Annotated in this window: 17 protein-coding genes; 9 read left to right on the top strand and 8 right to left on the bottom strand. The window is 37.0% G+C overall.

What is annotated here, in order from left to right; genetic code table 11:
- Positions 1 to 76 precede the first annotated feature (76 nt).
- The 5 genes from AC5KOD_RS07250 to AC5KOD_RS07230 form a co-directional block, all read right to left on the bottom strand.
- Positions 77 to 868 carry a WxL domain-containing protein gene (locus AC5KOD_RS07250; RefSeq protein ID WP_496913875.1) on the bottom strand — a complete coding sequence of 264 codons (792 nt, stop codon included), beginning with the start codon at positions 866 to 868 and terminating at the stop codon, positions 77 to 79.
- 43 nt (positions 869 to 911) lie between these two features.
- Positions 912 to 1,748: a WxL domain-containing protein gene (locus AC5KOD_RS07245; RefSeq protein WP_496913874.1), complete on the bottom strand. Its 837-nt coding sequence runs from the start codon at positions 1,746 to 1,748 to the stop codon at positions 912 to 914.
- A 55-nt stretch (positions 1,749 to 1,803) separates the two neighbouring features.
- The gene (locus AC5KOD_RS07240; protein ID WP_496913873.1) at positions 1,804 to 2,085 is read right to left on the bottom strand and encodes an LPXTG cell wall anchor domain-containing protein; all 282 of its coding nucleotides are present in this window, start codon (positions 2,083 to 2,085) and stop codon (positions 1,804 to 1,806) included.
- A 19-nt stretch (positions 2,086 to 2,104) separates the two neighbouring features.
- Entirely contained in the window at positions 2,105 to 4,909 is a 2,805-nt protein-coding gene (locus AC5KOD_RS07235) for a MucBP domain-containing protein (RefSeq protein WP_496913872.1), read from the bottom strand.
- A 99-nt stretch (positions 4,910 to 5,008) separates the two neighbouring features.
- On the bottom strand, positions 5,009 to 5,542 hold the full coding sequence (locus AC5KOD_RS07230) for a recombinase family protein (RefSeq protein ID WP_496913871.1): 534 nt from the start codon (positions 5,540 to 5,542) through the stop codon (positions 5,009 to 5,011).
- Positions 5,543 to 5,964: 422 nt separating this feature from the next.
- On the opposite strand from AC5KOD_RS07230, the gene AC5KOD_RS07225 reads away from it, so the two are divergent.
- The 9 genes from AC5KOD_RS07225 (at position 5,965) to AC5KOD_RS07185 (ending at position 13,192) form a co-directional block, all read left to right on the top strand.
- Positions 5,965 to 6,540 carry a recombinase family protein gene (locus tag AC5KOD_RS07225; protein WP_496913870.1) on the top strand — a complete coding sequence of 192 codons (576 nt, stop codon included), beginning with the start codon at positions 5,965 to 5,967 and terminating at the stop codon, positions 6,538 to 6,540.
- A gap of 115 nt (positions 6,541 to 6,655) precedes the next feature.
- Positions 6,656 to 7,228 (top strand): recombinase family protein, encoded by a 573-nt coding sequence (locus AC5KOD_RS07220; RefSeq protein ID WP_496913869.1) that lies wholly within the window; start codon positions 6,656 to 6,658, stop codon positions 7,226 to 7,228.
- Between the two features lie 91 nt (positions 7,229 to 7,319).
- Positions 7,320 to 8,810 carry a helix-turn-helix domain-containing protein gene (locus AC5KOD_RS07215; RefSeq protein ID WP_496913868.1) on the top strand — a complete coding sequence of 497 codons (1,491 nt, stop codon included), beginning with the start codon at positions 7,320 to 7,322 and terminating at the stop codon, positions 8,808 to 8,810.
- 270 nt (positions 8,811 to 9,080) lie between these two features.
- Positions 9,081 to 9,284, top strand: coding sequence for a DUF3923 family protein (locus AC5KOD_RS07210; protein ID WP_496913892.1), 204 nt, complete (start codon positions 9,081 to 9,083; stop codon positions 9,282 to 9,284).
- 406 nt (positions 9,285 to 9,690) lie between these two features.
- The gene (locus AC5KOD_RS07205; RefSeq protein WP_496913867.1) at positions 9,691 to 10,212 is read left to right on the top strand and encodes a hypothetical protein; all 522 of its coding nucleotides are present in this window, start codon (positions 9,691 to 9,693) and stop codon (positions 10,210 to 10,212) included.
- Between the two features lie 211 nt (positions 10,213 to 10,423).
- Positions 10,424 to 10,612: a hypothetical protein gene (locus AC5KOD_RS07200; protein WP_496913866.1), complete on the top strand. Its 189-nt coding sequence runs from the start codon at positions 10,424 to 10,426 to the stop codon at positions 10,610 to 10,612.
- Complete coding sequence (gene tnpB, locus AC5KOD_RS07195; RefSeq protein ID WP_496913865.1) at positions 10,602 to 10,958, top strand: IS66 family insertion sequence element accessory protein TnpB; 357 nt, start codon at positions 10,602 to 10,604, stop codon at positions 10,956 to 10,958. The genes AC5KOD_RS07200 and tnpB overlap by 11 nt, the downstream gene beginning before the upstream one ends.
- A 104-nt stretch (positions 10,959 to 11,062) precedes the next feature.
- A complete protein-coding gene (tnpC, locus tag AC5KOD_RS07190; RefSeq protein ID WP_496913864.1) occupies positions 11,063 to 12,610 on the top strand; it encodes an IS66 family transposase in 1,548 nt (515 codons plus the stop codon).
- Positions 12,611 to 12,661: 51 nt separating this feature from the next.
- Positions 12,662 to 13,192 carry an ATP-dependent Clp protease proteolytic subunit gene (locus tag AC5KOD_RS07185; protein ID WP_496913863.1) on the top strand — a complete coding sequence of 177 codons (531 nt, stop codon included), beginning with the start codon at positions 12,662 to 12,664 and terminating at the stop codon, positions 13,190 to 13,192.
- 548 nt (positions 13,193 to 13,740) lie between these two features.
- Here AC5KOD_RS07185 and AC5KOD_RS07180 read toward each other — a convergent pair.
- The 3 genes from AC5KOD_RS07180 to AC5KOD_RS07170 all read right to left on the bottom strand — a co-directional run bounded on the left by AC5KOD_RS07180 (position 13,741) and on the right by AC5KOD_RS07170 (position 16,134).
- The gene (locus tag AC5KOD_RS07180; RefSeq protein ID WP_496913862.1) at positions 13,741 to 14,067 is read right to left on the bottom strand and encodes a hypothetical protein; all 327 of its coding nucleotides are present in this window, start codon (positions 14,065 to 14,067) and stop codon (positions 13,741 to 13,743) included.
- Between the two features lie 279 nt (positions 14,068 to 14,346).
- The gene (locus tag AC5KOD_RS07175) at positions 14,347 to 15,117 is read right to left on the bottom strand and encodes a Fic family protein (protein WP_496913861.1); all 771 of its coding nucleotides are present in this window, start codon (positions 15,115 to 15,117) and stop codon (positions 14,347 to 14,349) included.
- A 354-nt stretch (positions 15,118 to 15,471) separates the two neighbouring features.
- Complete coding sequence (locus AC5KOD_RS07170; protein WP_496913860.1) at positions 15,472 to 16,134, bottom strand: hypothetical protein; 663 nt, start codon at positions 16,132 to 16,134, stop codon at positions 15,472 to 15,474.
- Between the last annotated feature and the right edge of the window lie 187 nt (positions 16,135 to 16,321).

The following is a 16,321-nucleotide window of genomic DNA, read 5'->3' as shown; positions in this document are numbered from 1 at the left end:
TAATTTCCTTTCTTTCACGAAATAAAAATTCCCGATATAGATCGGGAATTTTTAAGTTAGTCTGTTAGATCACTTATTAAGGTTTTGGCTCAGCAGTTAATGTCCAAGTCAGATCTGTTTCATAAGCTAATAAACGAGCTGAATCAGGTGCTGCTGTTGCTGCTGATCCATAATCCGCTTCTTTATAGTCCTTTTTAAAGACAACTGACGAGGTAGTCGCATTAGTTGTGCCTTCTTCTGTCAATAATTCTTTTGATGAAAGAACCGTAATTGGTCCCGTAGTGTCTGCCGTATTAACTGGAATCGTCACTTTACCGTTGGCTGGTACAGATATTCCTGTCACCATGTTAGCAACATTGGCTTGCTTAAAGTTATTAGTAAGTGTTTCACCATAAATGTTAATCCGTGATGCCTTTAATGAGTGAGTCTTAGCTGTATCTGCGAAGACTGCATCTTGTTCCACTTCAACTTTCCAAGCTGTCCCAACTTTACCTGAGAAGTCCCCAACTTGAACAAATTGTGGAATTGCGTAACCTGTTGTAGTAGGGTTATTTTTTCCACCTTCTGTATAGGTTTCATGTTGAGCTGGGAAATCATCTCCTTGAGGCGCTAATGGATTTGAGCCAAAGTTAAAATTAGGAGCATGTAGTAATTGCACTCCACCTACTTTAGCTTGTCCACCAGGAATTTGAATCGGATCGTTCGTACCAGGTTTAATAATATCCTCATAATCACTTGGGACAACAAATTCTACGTCACCTTTTGTTTTAGCAGTATCAGTGGCTGCGTCCACTTGTTGATAACCTAATGCAAGTGTCCCTAAAGCCACTGCACATAATCCACTTATTTTCATCCATTTTGCTGTCATTCTTTATCTCTCCTCTATTTTTAAATTTAATGCTCTTGTCTGTCTATGGCTCTACAGTTAATGTCCATGTTAAGTTCGTATTGTAAGCTTCTGCTTTAGATTGATCAGAAGCTGGTACATTTAATTTAACACCGTCATATTTACTAGTATTTGGAGTTAATGTTGGTGTATAGTTTTCTTCTAAATACCCGTTATCAAAAACAGCTGATGTATAGGTATTATTTGTAAAACCAGCCTCAGTGTTTGCTAAAACATCTAAAGCCCCAGTGCTTTCGCCTGCCATTGGAATTGCAGTGTAGTTAGCTACAGCTGCGTCAGAATCTGTCAACGCGACCCCTGTAATTTTACCAACTAAATCAGCCGCTGCTTTACCACTATTCGTGAAGGTATTACCTAAAATGCGGATACGAGAGTTAGTTAACCCAGCTGTACTAGTTTTTGAAGCAAATGCCGCATCTTGTGTCACTGATAATTTCCATGTTTTATTTGCTCCTGAAAGGTCAGCAACTTGGACAGAGTGAGGCATATAGAAAGTCTCAGCCTTATTACCTCTTGTCCGTTTTTCCCATTCAGCTTGATAGTTTTCTGTCTTAATAGACGTTTTATTGTCGTTACCAAATGAAAAATTTGGTAAATGTGTGACATAAATTCCTTCTGTTTCTGGTAATGGTACTACTACACCATTATCGTCAACATCTGGATCTAAAATTTGTGGTTCATTTGGGCCTTCTTCTGGTTTAACAACATCTGGTCGATCCCCAACGACAAAGCCTGCATCTCCCTTTGTTTTAGCAGGTGTACCTGTCGCTGCTAGAGCTGATACCCCTGTAGATAACACGATTGAACTTAATAAAACACTTGCTAATACTTTCTTTTTCATAAATACCATCCTTTTTCTTTTTTTATATAGTAAACTAATAAATTAGTTAACTCACTTAATTGATCGATCGTTTTTTATACACCGCTAACCCCACTACTACCAATAAGAATCCACCTATGGCGAAACCATCAACTGATGATTTTTCACCTGTTTGAGGCAACATTATGATTTTTTTGGGGGGTTGGTCTGGTTTTGGTTCCGGCTTTGGCGGTTTTTGATCGCCTTGGATAAAGCCAATATCTGCAGTTCCTTTTCCATTGCTTTGAGACGCTTCAACTTGAACCCCGACGCTAAGACCAAGCAAAAGGAGTACCAGATAACATAATGGTCGTTTCATCAATTACTCTCCTTCCTTTCTACGGTCCTTCAATGAGGTCCCAAGTAATTTCGGCATTGTATGTTCCCTTAAGAATAGAGCTACCTTTAGGAACCAACAGACTTAAACCTTTTTCTTGCGGTTTATTATCTTTTTTAGACAATAAAATACCATAAGTCATCTCTGGACTGACTTGATCCTGTTCATGAACACTTGCACCTGTCGCTGAAATCTCCTGCTCAATTGTCCCATCGTTGTACATTAGCTTCGCACTCGATAGTTCCGATTGGCTTCCACTATGAATAAAAGGAGCTGTTAATGAACCGGAAATCTGGAATTGTCCGCGTTTTTTACCATTAACAGGCGTTTTTTGTCCACGCTTATCGGTCACATTTAAAGTGAAAGGCGTGTCACTTGAATAGCTTAACAACTGTTCCTTCGAGCTGACAAAACCTGTTTTAAAGATCATTTCAGGCGTGGCCGTCAAAGAGACTTTCCCAATAAAGGTATAGGTCACGATATTATCTCCTGGCTTAACGGTCACAACTTCACTTGCAAGAGGAACTAACTCGTACAAATCAGTCGTTGTTAATTTTTTAATTTTATCTTGAACTTCTGTAACTTGAGCTAAATCAACGACATCATTGGTTTTAGCTGGCAGACTAATCGTTGTTTCAATTTCATCGCCATCATCATTCACAAATCGAACTTTGATTGTTGCTTTTGTTCGTTGGTAATATAACTTAATTGTTTGATTTTCTTTGGTATAAACAACCGCTGATAAATCAGGAACGCTGGCTTCTTTATACTCATAGTCTGGAACTGCTTTTGCTGTCACACCTGCTAATTCGCCAACTAGTCCTTTTAAGGTATCAGAAGTGACACCTGTTATCGGCTGTTTAGTCTCGATGTCATAATACTCCAACGTAATCGATGACTCAGTAGACTCTGCATAAAGCTTATAGACATTGTTAGCAGCATCAAAGGTCATAGTCTGAGAGTCCTTAGCTAGCATGTGAGGATCTGAAAAGTCTAATTTTTTGAACATATCTGCTGTCATAGCATTTTTGACTATATCAACTGCGTCTGCTTTCGCAACAGCTTTGCCATAACGTACTGACGATAACTGAGCACTTTTCAGTGAATATGCTGCGGTACCACCATGTGAATTAAATTTGTCGCCTACAATAGTCGTTTGCAACTCATAGTTAGCTGCATCCGCCTTATCTCCTGTCCCTTTGTAGTTGTAAACCTCTACAGCTGCTTCGGTATATGGATAAAACAGATTAGGAGAGCCGTTAAATGAACGGTCATAGTCTACATAAACTCCCGCATCAAAGTTTAACTTACTACTAGGTTGCAATAATTTTCCATTGCTTCCCATTGCCTCAACGACAGACTCGTCAAATTTAACCGAGTAACTACCATTATCAGGATCAATTGCATGTTTGATTGTCAAACTTTTATCAGTTGTTGCTTGTAATGCGGCATTATTAGCAGACTTAAAGGAACCTGCATTGTAGTTGAATCCCGCTTGATTAATCGTTGCTTTATACCCTCTTGAAGGGAAACTCGGAAGTGAATCTCCAAACATTTTCAAAAAGTCATCAGCCGCTGTTCTTGCATTGCTTGCATTAACTGACATCCAATTCCAATTATTTCTTGCAGGCATAGCATTTTTAGTCACACTGTTTTGAAGATTATTATACTCAGCCCCTGACCAAATTAGGTTGTTCCCATTATGATCATACCTAACAGCTAAATAAATTGGTTTTGTCGTCGGATCTGAGTCATCAGCTGCTGCCATTCTATTGAACGTACTAAGATAAGCCGGGTAGTCCGTTAGTGGATTGACACCAAGAGCAGGACTACTTATTAATTGAAAATCACTCATATAGACAATTACTGGTGTTGCTTTTGGATCTCTACCACTAAATTTGCTTTGTGGGTTATTTTCATTATACGCCTGATCCATTCTTGTTACTGCTTCTCTCACATTCCCAGTAATATTGTCTTCCCTATTTGTTGGCACTAATGCATTCAAAGGAAACGCTGCATCTACTTTATTTTGCCATGCCGGTGCTGGATCAGTGACATCATTAAAGAAGCCCGTATCTGCGTTTGTATAAGGTATCGGCAGACCATTTCGAGTCTGAGCAGCTAAGCCTAACAACCAAATACGGCTCCCACTGTAATGTTCAATAACGTGTTGAGAAAGTCTATGAACTAATGCAGCTTGATGTAGTAGAGGTCTCGTACCTAAGCCATTTATTGTTCCATCCCACATAGATCCCGACCAGTCCAACACAAACATGATGTCGTATTTCTTGGTTTTATCCAATGGTAGACTTAAAACTGTTGGTAAATCATATTCCAACTGATAGCTACCATCTGATTCAGGGTAGTTGTTTAGAGCCGTTACAACAGGATCATATTGATCCACTTTGATAGCTAATTCCAGTTTTCTTACGGTCTCAATTAATAGCATTCGGCCTAAGTCTGAACTGACCCCAGCACCTCCCTGCTTACTTGATTCGTAGGCCTTAGCTAAAGCCATTAGAGACCCTTCTGTCCATTCAGTATTCCCTTTATAAATTCGTTTGTCGGGATCAGACTGATTAACAACTTGACTGTCTAAAAAAGTCTTTGTAGCCACTTGAGCTTCCTGCAAATCTCCAGATGCCCATGTACTAAAGTTTCCAACTGTGATAGAATCAGCCACTTTAGGTTTAGGTGTTTGTTCCTTCCCAACAAGCTTTGTGCCTGATGCTGAAAATAGAACACTTAGTACTATGCTAAAAATAGCCAGAAATACAACCGTTTGTTGCTTATTTCTTTTCTTCATTTCTTCCTCCTTCCACTTCTTGCTATATCTATTTCAAACACCCTTCTTTCTCTTTTACACTTAATTTCTCCAAATGAAAGAAGGGATGCAGAAACCCATTTAATAGTTTAAGTACTTATGAACTGTACCTAATGAAACACCACACTTTTCTGCTACTTCTCTCATGGTCAATCCTTGATTATCAAATAAAAATTTTATTTGTCTAATGACCTCTTCATCTACTTTTGGTCTACCAACCGCTTTACCAGAAAGTCTGATTTGATCATATCTTTTTTGGTAAACAAATTGTTTATGGTTATTCTCCATTTTCATTAATGTCGCTAGATGGTCTGCTAAACTACTTTTAACTGATGTGTCCAGTTTGTCATGGATACTTATTAAACGAACTGCTTTTTCATCTAGTACTTGGATCAATTTTGCTAACTCTTTTAATGGTTTAGCAAAAACTCTAAGATCTGACACAATTATTTGATCTTGTGGAACTAGCTTGTCCAATAAATATCTCAACTCATCTTTTCTGTCGAAATCATTCTCCTCAACAAAAATTTCAGTGCAAACATATCCTACAAGTTCAGTTAGTTGTTCAGTTGTTGACAGGGGATAAGCTTTTCGAACATAACCATATAAACTCATTTCCCTCACCCTTCCTTACATATTGTGTTAATTGCCATTAAATGCTGTTAAATCAATCTTTTTACCGTCTAAATAACTATTGTTTGTTAGACGTGCAAGAAATATGCAGTGTTTAAACAAAAAAAAAATCAAAATCCCGTTATAATGGTATTTCTAATTTTCATTTAGATGAAATAACAATCGTTATCTTACCGTCTAAAAATCAATAGTTTATTATAAGGTTATAGGATTGTCAAGAATTTTTTTTAGTAACTTTTTTGAACGATAAAAAATGTAAGGTGAAAGGCAGGTCAAAACACATTGCCCTTGGTCGTTTAGATGATTGTTACTAAAATACAACAAAGATGCTACTTCCCTTAAAAGAACATTTACAATGAACAACATATTGACAAAATTTTTATCACTTTTTAAGGAGACTTTTTATGACAATAATCGGCTACATGCGAGTTAGTACGCATCATCAAAAGTTCGATTCACAAGAAAAAGCGTTGACCAATTATGGTATTGACCTACTCTATAAAGAATATGAAAGTGGCAGAAAGAACCAACGCTCTCAATTAACTAAGGCTCTTGCAGCATTAAAACCTGGAGACACCTTTGTCATTTTCAAATTAGATCGATTAGCTAGAGGAACCCAACAGCTTTTACAACTACTAGAAGAGTTTAATCAGCGGAACATCAACTTTGTTAGTATTCAAAATAATATTGATACGTCCACACCTATGGGTCGCTTTTTCTTCACAGTGATGAGTGCTTTTGCAGAAATGGAGGCTGAGTTGATACGTGAACGGGTTCTTGCAGGACTTGACGCTGCTAAAGAAAATGGGGCTGTGCTTGGACGCCCTAGCAGAACCAAAGAAGTGGACAAAGCCATTCAACTGTATCAAAAAACAGATTTAACCGTCGCAGAAATCTCAAAAAAATGCCATATTTCAATACCTGCGATTTATTATAACCTAAAAAAAAGAGGAATTTCTTGTCGTCATGTTTCCGCTTAATCCATTGACGCTTACGATCTTTCCCATTCCGTAACGAAAAATTGAGACAAACCTTGAGACAACTCCCCCCTATTTTTGTGCTATTATATCGATAATACAAAAAGGAGGTAAGGCAATGGCTATTATTGGATATGCTCGAGTAAGTACTAATCATCAAAAATTGGACTCTCAAATTGCTGCTCTTAATGATTATGGAGTCGACCATATATATACTGAATTTCAAAGTGGCAGAAAAACAAATCGAGCGGTTCTAGAAGAAATGCTAAATTCTTTAAAACCTGGAGATACACTTGTCATTTTTAAACTAGATCGACTAGCACGAGGTACCAAGCACTTAATTCTTCTGTTAGAAGACTTTAATCAACGAAAAATAAATTTTGTTAGTATTCAAAATAATATTGATACTTCAACCCCTATGGGAAGAATGGTTTTTACCATTATGAGCGCCTTCTCTGAAATGGAAGCTGAATTAATCAAAGAGCGGGTAGTAGCTGGTTTAGATGTTGCCAAGTCCAAAGGAGTTCAATTGGGGCGTCCCCCCTTAGATAATCGACTGGAAAAAGCCCTAAGACTATACGAAAATTCCAACACTCCCGTAACGGAAATTGCAAATAACTGTCAGCTATCAAAAGCGTCCATCTATCACCACATTCGCAAGCGAAATATCAGGCTTCGTGAATCTATCTAACTTAACTATTTTCTCCTTTTCTCTTAGATTGTTTCAATAGACAAAATTTGTTCGACATTCTATACTAAAAGAAAAGGAGTTGACCACTGTCATGTTATTTCTGGATTCTCCCTCTGCTAATAAATTAGAGTTATTTAGGTACCTGCTGTCCCATTCGCCAGTCACATTTAGGGTCGTTTTAGAAGATTTTTCCTTTTCAAAACAAAGCCTTAGTCGTTATTTGAAAGACTTACAAAGTGAACTACTTATTTTTAAAGATAAGCCTCTGACATTAACAATACACAAAGGGAATATCATCCTCAGTACTATATCTGCTGATCTTATCCCATACTATATTGACTCTCTACACTTATTTTATGTTAAAAATTCGACTGAATTTATCCTTATTCGTGTATTGATGAGACAAAAGTACACGTCTGTTGCCGAATTAACCGAGGTCCTATCAGCAAGTAAATCAACTGTCTATCGACAACTTGAACGAGTTGAAAAAATCCTCAGACCATTTAATATTTCTCTTAATTTCACTGAGGCAGATGAGTATATTAATTTTGTTTTTGAAGAAAAAAATCTGCGAGCCTTTCATTATTATTTTTATTGGTACACTTATAAAGGATTGGAGTGGCCTTTTTTTAAAACAACTGAAGATGAATATCAACAATTAACCAAAAATATGGTAGTCCCTTTGTCTATTTCTGAGCTCCCTTCAAAAAGAAAACAATTTGACTACATCATGCTTTTTACTTTTTGGCGATCATTGCGACGAAAGGAAACCATAAAGATGGAACCTAACATTCAAGCAATACTGGCCGTCTTTTTAAGTGTTAATGATTTAAGCGGACTCTTTGATTCATTCGAGGATGATTTAGGTGCTGACCCATTATGGCAGGAAAAGCTATTTCTTAATTATATTCTGAGAGCTAATTTAACTGAGTTGGATTCAGCAGAAAATATTCACTTAATTACTGAAAAACTCTTACAATTGAATGATCCTATCGTTGATCACAGTCGAGCAATTTTGTCTGAAATTAGTGCTTTTTTTCAGATCCAATTAACAAAAGAAGATTATGAGTCCTTTTTTTACCGCTATGTCCTTTTTTACCTGCATGTTTTTTATCTTAGGATTGACTTACCCAGTATTTTGACCACTTATAATGCGACTAACATTTGGCATGGAACCGATACATCTCTGTCGTCTTTTAATTCTTCTGATGTCGAGGCCTTTCTCAATGATTTTCATAAAAGATATCCCATCCCAAAGAACTACCATTTTTTCGAGTTCTTTTTAACTGGACGAGTCATTAGTTCTCGAAAGAAAAAAGCACTCACTCTCTGCATTCATTTTTCTACTAATCCAATTGGTGACCCCTTAATTAAAGAACGTTTATGTACCATCTTCAATCCAGATACCTTACAATTTACAGGTGAACCTAATCAAGCAGATTTAATCATTTCAGATTGTTATGAATTTGAGTCGTTTAAGGCGGACTTTTTTTACTTATATCGAGTAGCTGATATTAATGATTGGAAGAAACTCGTCAACTATATTAAAGAACGTGTTTTCGCTCTTTCCTTCTCTTTGTGATTCACTTTCCCCTTTGGATAATGAAAATAATCTCTAACTGCTAGCCCAAAAACTAACAGTTAAAGATTATTTTTTTGGGTGATATATACTGCTCAAAGTTTACATATTAAGTACAGTACTATGTGCCTCAGATTAGATAAAAATTTCAGCTATTGGCACTTTTTTATGTACAATAAGTACATGAAGGGAAAACTTATGACAAATCAAATAATAAAAAAGTGGTGGATTTCCAAAAGTATATGGTTACTTGTATTAGGTGTTATTGGCTAGATAGTTGACTCTCGTCAATATGATGGGACCGATGAGTATCAAACGACTGAATTTAATTTAATTTCTTTGGCAGTATTTCTAATTTTGGTTTTGCCTGTCATCTTCTTTCAATATGCCACCTATACAGTGATTAATCGAAAAGAAAGAAAGTTTTATACGTGTGCGCTGTCATTTTATTTACTGTACCTATTTGAATATCTATAAGGGAGCTGTGACAAAAGTCGTTTTGCTCCGAGCGCTACGTAAACTTCGATGTCCCTTATTTCTAAGCTGTAAACTGCTAAGAATAACGGCAATATTGAAATATACATAGTGCCTGGAGTATGTTGACTTTATGTCTTATTATGCTTTTTATAGCTAGTTTTATAAATCAATACTACCATTTTTTTGCTAATTGACAATTAGATCAATCGTTGCTATTATAAATCTACTCGATCATAAATGGTGCATTTTTAGAACGATTTTATACAAGTATGCTCATTTTAATGAAAAATGAACCGTTCTAATCAACTAACCATCAGCTAGACCATTGATCCAGTTCTCCCATAAGCACGACGCTCTTGTTACAAATAGAAGCAGATATTCCAATAACTATAAAGGTGGTAATTTAATGAAAAATAAACTAATCTCTATTGCACTATTGAGCCTGATTATATCATTGAGTTCTTTGGGAATCTCCCCAACAGAAGCACATGCTTGGCAACAATCGCCACAAATCCAAACGCAAAACCAATCATATAGAGTTAAAAGTGAACAATGGAATGAACCAACGGCATCTGTCCAATCATTTAGAGGAAACAGCACTAAATTTGACCTCTATTATGGGTTTGATACCGAGGTTAGTTCTTCAACAATCACCATTCAAAATGATACTATCCAAATTGATTTACGAATTAAGAATCAAGCATTCTTATTAACTGGAAAAAAGATCAGTGCTGATTATTTTTCAAGCTACTATGCTCTTTCCAGCATTAACAACGAAAAACTAGTAACACCAACGATTGCTCAAATTGATTCTCATTTCAATAACACTACTCTAAATATGTATGGTATCGATGAAGAAAGAACCGAGCCTGAAGCTGGGAAACGAGCAGCTATCATGGCCTATCTGCCATTAGCCGCATCACATTAAGGATATGTAAGGAGCCGTGCATGGGAGAAAAAGACCTCTTATTTTAGTTTTCAAGCTAAATGAGTGGTCTTTTTCCATTAATTTAGCTATTCTTCTTACGAAGCAATGACATAACGATGAAACAAGAGTAAGTAGGTAATACTCGACGGATTGGCAAGCCTTTTTCTTCGGTCTATACTTGGGGTATCAAATAGCCTGAGGAGGAAACTAAATGAGTCAACAATCTAAGATAGTCCCCGTTCAATTGACAGACAAGCCTATTACTAAACAGATCCCCTTGCCTAAAGCGTCTCTCGCTTGCAAGTTAACAACGGGAGAGACGGAAGTTTGTTTGTACAATGGGATTGACAAGTACATTTTATTCACTGTTTTAAAGGAGTTGAAAACCAGTGCTCGTTGATTATAGCCAAGTTAAAAATCTATTCATCGTTTGTGGAAGGACTGACATGAGACGAGGGATTACAGGATTGGCAGCAATTATCACCGACACCTATCAACTTGATCTGTTCGATGATGCTCTCTTTCTATTTTGTGGTGGCAAGAAAGATCGGTTCAAAGCCTTATACTTCGATCAAGATGGGTTTCTCTTATTGTATAAAGTCATCGAATCTGGTCGACTCCAGTGGCCTCGAAATCAAGACGAGGTTCGGCAATTAACTAGTCAAGAGCTTCGCTGGTTATTGGAAGGGTTGTCTATCCAACAGCCTAAAGCAATTATGCCGGCAACACTAGGTTATCTCTCTTAAGAAAACAGCTTAAACCCTTGATAATATTGGGATTCAGCTGTTTTACGTTGTTTATTTATGGTATAATAATAACAAGACATCAAGATAGAAAGTGGGTGATCTAATTGACAGAACTAGAAAAAATATTAGTCCAAACAAATGAACAGCAGCGGATTCAACTTGAGAATCAAGCTCAACAAATTGAGCGCTTGGCTGAACAAATCGAGTATTTGACACGTAAGCTATTTGGGACGTCTAGTGAAAAAAAGGTCGATGAGAATCAACTCTCTTTATTGGATGAAGATGAGTCTTTTTTCGACCAAGCAGAGACAACTGAAGAAAAAACCGCTGACACTTTCATTGAGAAGCGACCAAAAGTAATTGGTAGAAAAGCAGCACTCACCAAACATCTTCCTATTTTGGAAGAAATCCATTTAGACTTAATGGATGAGGAAAAATTATGTGAAGTCTGTGGGACTCAGATGAATGAGATGGGAAAAACCACACGAGAAGAACTCGTGTTTATACCCGCTCGCCTAGAAAAAAGAATCTATCATGAACAGACGTACCATTGCATTACCTGTAAAGCTGGCGAAACCTGTTCGATCAAACGAGCAGAGGCAGCAAAGCAGCCGATTCAAAATAGTCTTTCAAGTCCGTCAATCTTAGCACAACTGTTCCACCCAAAATATGAAATGTGTTTACCGCTTCACCGTCAAGTGAAAGAATGGTTGACTTGGGGGCTAGATGTCAGCCATCGAACTTTGACCAATTGGGTCATTCGAGGAAGCCATGATTGGTTGACCCCTATCTACGATCGACTTCATCAAGAATTGGTCAAGGAAGAGGTCTTAATGGCTGATGAAACCCCTTATCAGATTTTAAGACGACCTGACGGTCGTCCAGCCACATCGGAAGTGCGTGTTTGGCTCTTTCGAACAATGGCTGACTGCCCAACGCCCATCGTCCTCTATCAGTCAACCTTGACACGAGAAAAGAAAGTGCCTGAACAAACCTTGGCAAATTTCAGCGGTTATTTACAAACCGATGGCTATAGTGCTTATCAAAATCTACCGAATATTTGCCAAGTAGGATGTTGGAGTCATGTTCGTAGAAAATTCGTGGATTGCGCTGATAAGAGAGGGCAAGCCGCCATCGGGATAGAGTACTGTGATCAACTTTTCCGTTTGGAACGAGAGTTTTTGGCAAAAGACTTAGGCGTTGAAGAACGACTCAAAGCTCGACAAGAGCGTTCACAACCAATTGTTGGAGCCTTCTTTGATTGGCTAAGTTCGTTTCATACGATGAAGGGGAAGTTACAAGAAGCTGTTCGCTACGCACAGAATCAACAGGCTTCGCTAAGGTGTTTTTTGGAGGATGGGCGATTAGCTCTTTCCAACAATTTGAGTGAACGGAGTATTAAAGCCGTTGTGATGGGCAGAAAAAATTACCTGTTCAGCACAAGTATGGCAGGGGGACAAGCCAATGCCTTGGCACACAGTATCGTTGAAACTGCGATTGCGAATGGGCTAAACGCCACGCGTTATTTGGAGTATCTATTTACCCATTTGCCTAATGTGCCATTTTTACAACAACCAGATCTTCTGGATGATTATTTGCCATGGAGTGACGCGGTTCAAGTACAATGCCAACATCCCCGACTCAGCCAATAACCTCAAAACGTGGTGAACTAATTACTTATAGTTTACTAGCTTTGAGGTTATTTGTGTAGCCGTTCAGTATTACCTGCTTACAAACAAGATACTGATACAAAAGAACAAAAGGTTGATTTATTGACTGAAAAGATGATAAAAACAAGAACAATTCTTATTTCTGGTGAAGTGAATGAGCAATTGGCAAAGGATGTCTGCAGTCAATTATTGCTACTGGAAGCTATGAGCAATGACCTCATTAATTTATTTATTAGTAGTAATGGTGGGCATGTAGATTCAGGTTATTATATTTTTGATATGATTAATTTTATCACGCCAAAAGTTAATATTATTGGTTCTGGTTGGGTTGTTAGCGTAGGGGTTTTAATTTATTTATCTAGTGATAAAAATCGGCGTTATTGCTTGCCTAACACTCGCTTTATGATTCATGAGCCGTCCGGTGGTGCTCAAGGTCAATCAAGCGATTTACAAATTACTGCCAAAGAAATTATTCGAACAAAAGAAAAACTCAATCAACTTATTGCCAATGAATCTGGTAAAGACATCAATAAAGTCCGCGAAGATACAGCAAGAGATTATTGATTGAGTGCAGAAGAAGCCTTAGAATATGGGATTGTTCATAAGATTATACGGAGCAGAGACGAAATCATTTAATAGAGCCAGAAAACCTGATCACTTTTTTCTGTTCCCTTATTTCACCTTATAATAAAAAAAACTGGGAACTTCACTTCTTTACCAGTAAACCACCTCTTCATGAAAATATAGTTTTTTCTATTAAATCTCATCATACTAACAAAAACCTCGTCACTTATGATAGCTATGTGCATATCACAAGTGAATGAGGTTTATTTTTCTAGTTTGTTCTCGCACAATTTCAAGTAGATTTTCTTCAACATAATCTTCACCCATTTTATTTTTTATATTGGTGATTGATAGAAGCGGAAGTATCGTATTTTCAAAACTATTGATGTGCATTCCTATAAAAAAATTGGGAATAACTGTTAATGAATTGATTATATCAGACATATCCTTTTTTTAAACATTTCTTCTGTTCATATCGACCAAATCTACCATCAATTTAAGCCTTAACTTCAAATCCCTCGAAGCATTGTTTAAGATCATAATGTCATTCATCGTACTAATAGTGGTGTTTTTTCTAGTTCACAATAAACATCTAAAAATTCTTTGATCCCAAAATTTGGAGAACTATATGGGCTTTGAAATTCTAACATCTCTGGTAGTCCAAACTCTTCTATTGTAACTGACAATCTTTCCAAAAATTGCTTTCGAGTAGTACTGTCTCTCCAAAAATCGTCATTACTTTTTTCATAATTTAGAGCCAAAATATGGTGTTTTTCATCTTTTTTACGAATCAAACCACTTTTCGTTTCTACATACAGTATTTGTTCATCAATTTCTGGGGGATAATTTACTTTCGGAACAGAGACTGGTATCAATATTCTTTTCTCATTCGTTAACTTTGGCTAATTCTGGAAAAGGAAAAGAATTCATTTTCTTTTCAAACAGTGTATCATCTTCAGAAATCGAAAAGTACCTGACTCTGTCTACATAGTAGCTGTTACCTGTTACGCATCTCCATAACACTCACCCTAGCGTTTGTTTTAGAATCGCTAGGGTATTGTTATGCTTTGAAGCAAGCTAATAGCGGTTACGCCTCATGACTCTACAAATAAAGAAGCTATTTCATTACATCAAAATAGCCTCTTCATTTTGGCTCACTCTTCACTTAAGCGTTCACTTATTTTTAAAATCGCAATCATTTTTTCTAATTTCTCGATAACCAATTCAGCGATAAAATCTGTAAACGGATCAATGTTTCGCTCAACCTGCGCTGCCTCCAATGTTTGATTATACCTTAGACGAGAAGTTGGGTCTGCTTTAACTATTATTGGAGGATAACCATTCCCCGTTAAAGCAAAATTCATCAATAATCTTGCCGTTCGACCATTCCCATCAATAAATGGATGGATTGTCACAAATTTCTCATGTAATAATACTGCATACTCAATAGGATGAATCACACTTTGGTTGGTGTTCGCCCATCTGACTAGCTCCTGCATTAGTTCAGGTACATGGAATGGTTCTGGTGGTACAAATGACGAGCCACTGATTTCAACTGGAATTCGCCTATATTGACCAACATTGGATTTATCCATTGCTAGTTTATCATAAACGATACGATGAATATCTTTAATTAGTCGCTCACTAAGAGGTTGCTCAGAGCTTACCAACTCTTCGACAAAGCCTATCGCTTCGTTCAGATTAACCACCTCTAAGTGCTCTCTCAAGGGCTTTTCTGAGATAGTAATCCCTTCTGATAAGATCATTTTAGTCTCAAAACGCGTAATAGTATTTCCTTCCAAAGCATTACTATTATATACTTCGTCAATTCGTTCAATCTCTTTCAGTTTCACCACTTCATCTTTATTAAGCGGCCTTAACGAATCTAATTGTTCTTTTAACTCCGTTACTTTTACAAACTCCATCGAACCCACCTCTTCACTCACTTTCTTTTAGTCATTATAACATATCACCCTTTGCCTAATATATTTTGTTAATCAAAAACAAATAGAAAAAGTGGAATCACATGTGTCCCAACCTCACTCAGTTACTTATCGCTATTTCGTTTTGTGACATATGTGAGTGTACCTTTCGTTAGTAAGAAATCCGGCTCATTTATTCCACATATTTTTCTTTATTTCAATCCTTTTTTGCTAACAAGTACCAGATTAGCGCCACTCTTCCGACTAAAACTAACAATGTCACAAAAGAACTACTTGAATGCGCTTCTTCATAATTATAACTATTATACATTCTCTTTCTCCTTTAATTTTCTATCACTAAAATCCTGATGTTGCGCCAGTTACAGTATTAATTGACCCCACTGCATGAGAAGCGACTTGTCCTGTCTCCTTATTTCTTATGAAAACATTCATTAAATTATCACCGGCTTCTTCAAAATTAGAAACTTCGAACTCAGGGAACTGACTCGCTACTTTATCTCTCGCAATCTGTTCCCAATCAATGCCTTTCGCCGCTGGGCTCAGATCTTCAATCACTTTTTCAGTCAACTCGCCAAACTGATTGACTGTTAGCTCCCAGCGTGCAAGTGCTGACACAATAGTAAAGTAGTATATTCCCTCTTTTTCTTCAACGAAGTGGGCACCAGCCACTTGTGGCATTCCTTCCGCTAGCCTTTGTGCCGCTTCTTCTTTATTATGAACCACAATTTTAGCTAGCTCATCAAGTTTAGCTTTGTTTTCATCAACGAGTGTTTGAATCGTTTCTTTCAGTGTTGTATCACGGATTAGTGAAAAATCTGTCTTCAACATTGATTCTAGCTTAGCGTTGGATTCTACATACTTCTGTTCTTCAGAAAGTTTCTTCGCTTCATCAAATTCAGTCGCTAACACTTTTTCCGTTTCTAATAAAAGTGTCAATCGTTCAAGATCTTCTTTCGCATAGCTAGATAATTTTTCAGAGGCACCCTTTGATTCACTCACTAATTGAAATTTTTCTTGAGCTTTTTCATACTCTTTTGCTTCAGTTAAATCAGTTCCTTCTATATAAGTGAATCAATTTCATAATTCATATTTTATTTGAGAATAAACTTTCCCGATTTTAGTTATGTGATTTTTTTTAAGCGACTAATTTCAGTTTGAGAGATAATCTTTCTACCGCAAATCTTAC

Source organism: Vagococcus sp. WN80Y (assembly GCF_059621045.1).
Note: the sequence above shows the minus strand (reverse complement) of the source record. Positions and strands in the feature narration are given on the sequence as shown.

Coding starts and splice junctions, on each gene's coding strand:
- AC5KOD_RS07250 (WP_496913875.1), bottom strand. CDS start 868: ATGACAGCAAAATGGATGAAAATAAGTGGATTATGTGCAGTGGCTTTA.
- AC5KOD_RS07245 (WP_496913874.1), bottom strand. CDS start 1,748: ATGAAAAAGAAAGTATTAGCAAGTGTTTTATTAAGTTCAATCGTGTTA.
- AC5KOD_RS07240 (WP_496913873.1), bottom strand. CDS start 2,085: ATGAAACGACCATTATGTTATCTGGTACTCCTTTTGCTTGGTCTTAGC.
- AC5KOD_RS07235 (WP_496913872.1), bottom strand. CDS start 4,909: ATGAAGAAAAGAAATAAGCAACAAACGGTTGTATTTCTGGCTATTTTT.
- AC5KOD_RS07230 (WP_496913871.1), bottom strand. CDS start 5,542: ATGAGTTTATATGGTTATGTTCGAAAAGCTTATCCCCTGTCAACAACT.
- AC5KOD_RS07225 (WP_496913870.1), top strand. CDS start 5,965: ATGACAATAATCGGCTACATGCGAGTTAGTACGCATCATCAAAAGTTC.
- AC5KOD_RS07220 (WP_496913869.1), top strand. CDS start 6,656: ATGGCTATTATTGGATATGCTCGAGTAAGTACTAATCATCAAAAATTG.
- AC5KOD_RS07215 (WP_496913868.1), top strand. CDS start 7,320: ATGTTATTTCTGGATTCTCCCTCTGCTAATAAATTAGAGTTATTTAGG.
- AC5KOD_RS07205 (WP_496913867.1), top strand. CDS start 9,691: ATGAAAAATAAACTAATCTCTATTGCACTATTGAGCCTGATTATATCA.
- AC5KOD_RS07200 (WP_496913866.1), top strand. CDS start 10,424: ATGAGTCAACAATCTAAGATAGTCCCCGTTCAATTGACAGACAAGCCT.
- AC5KOD_RS07175 (WP_496913861.1), bottom strand. CDS start 15,117: ATGGAGTTTGTAAAAGTAACGGAGTTAAAAGAACAATTAGATTCGTTA.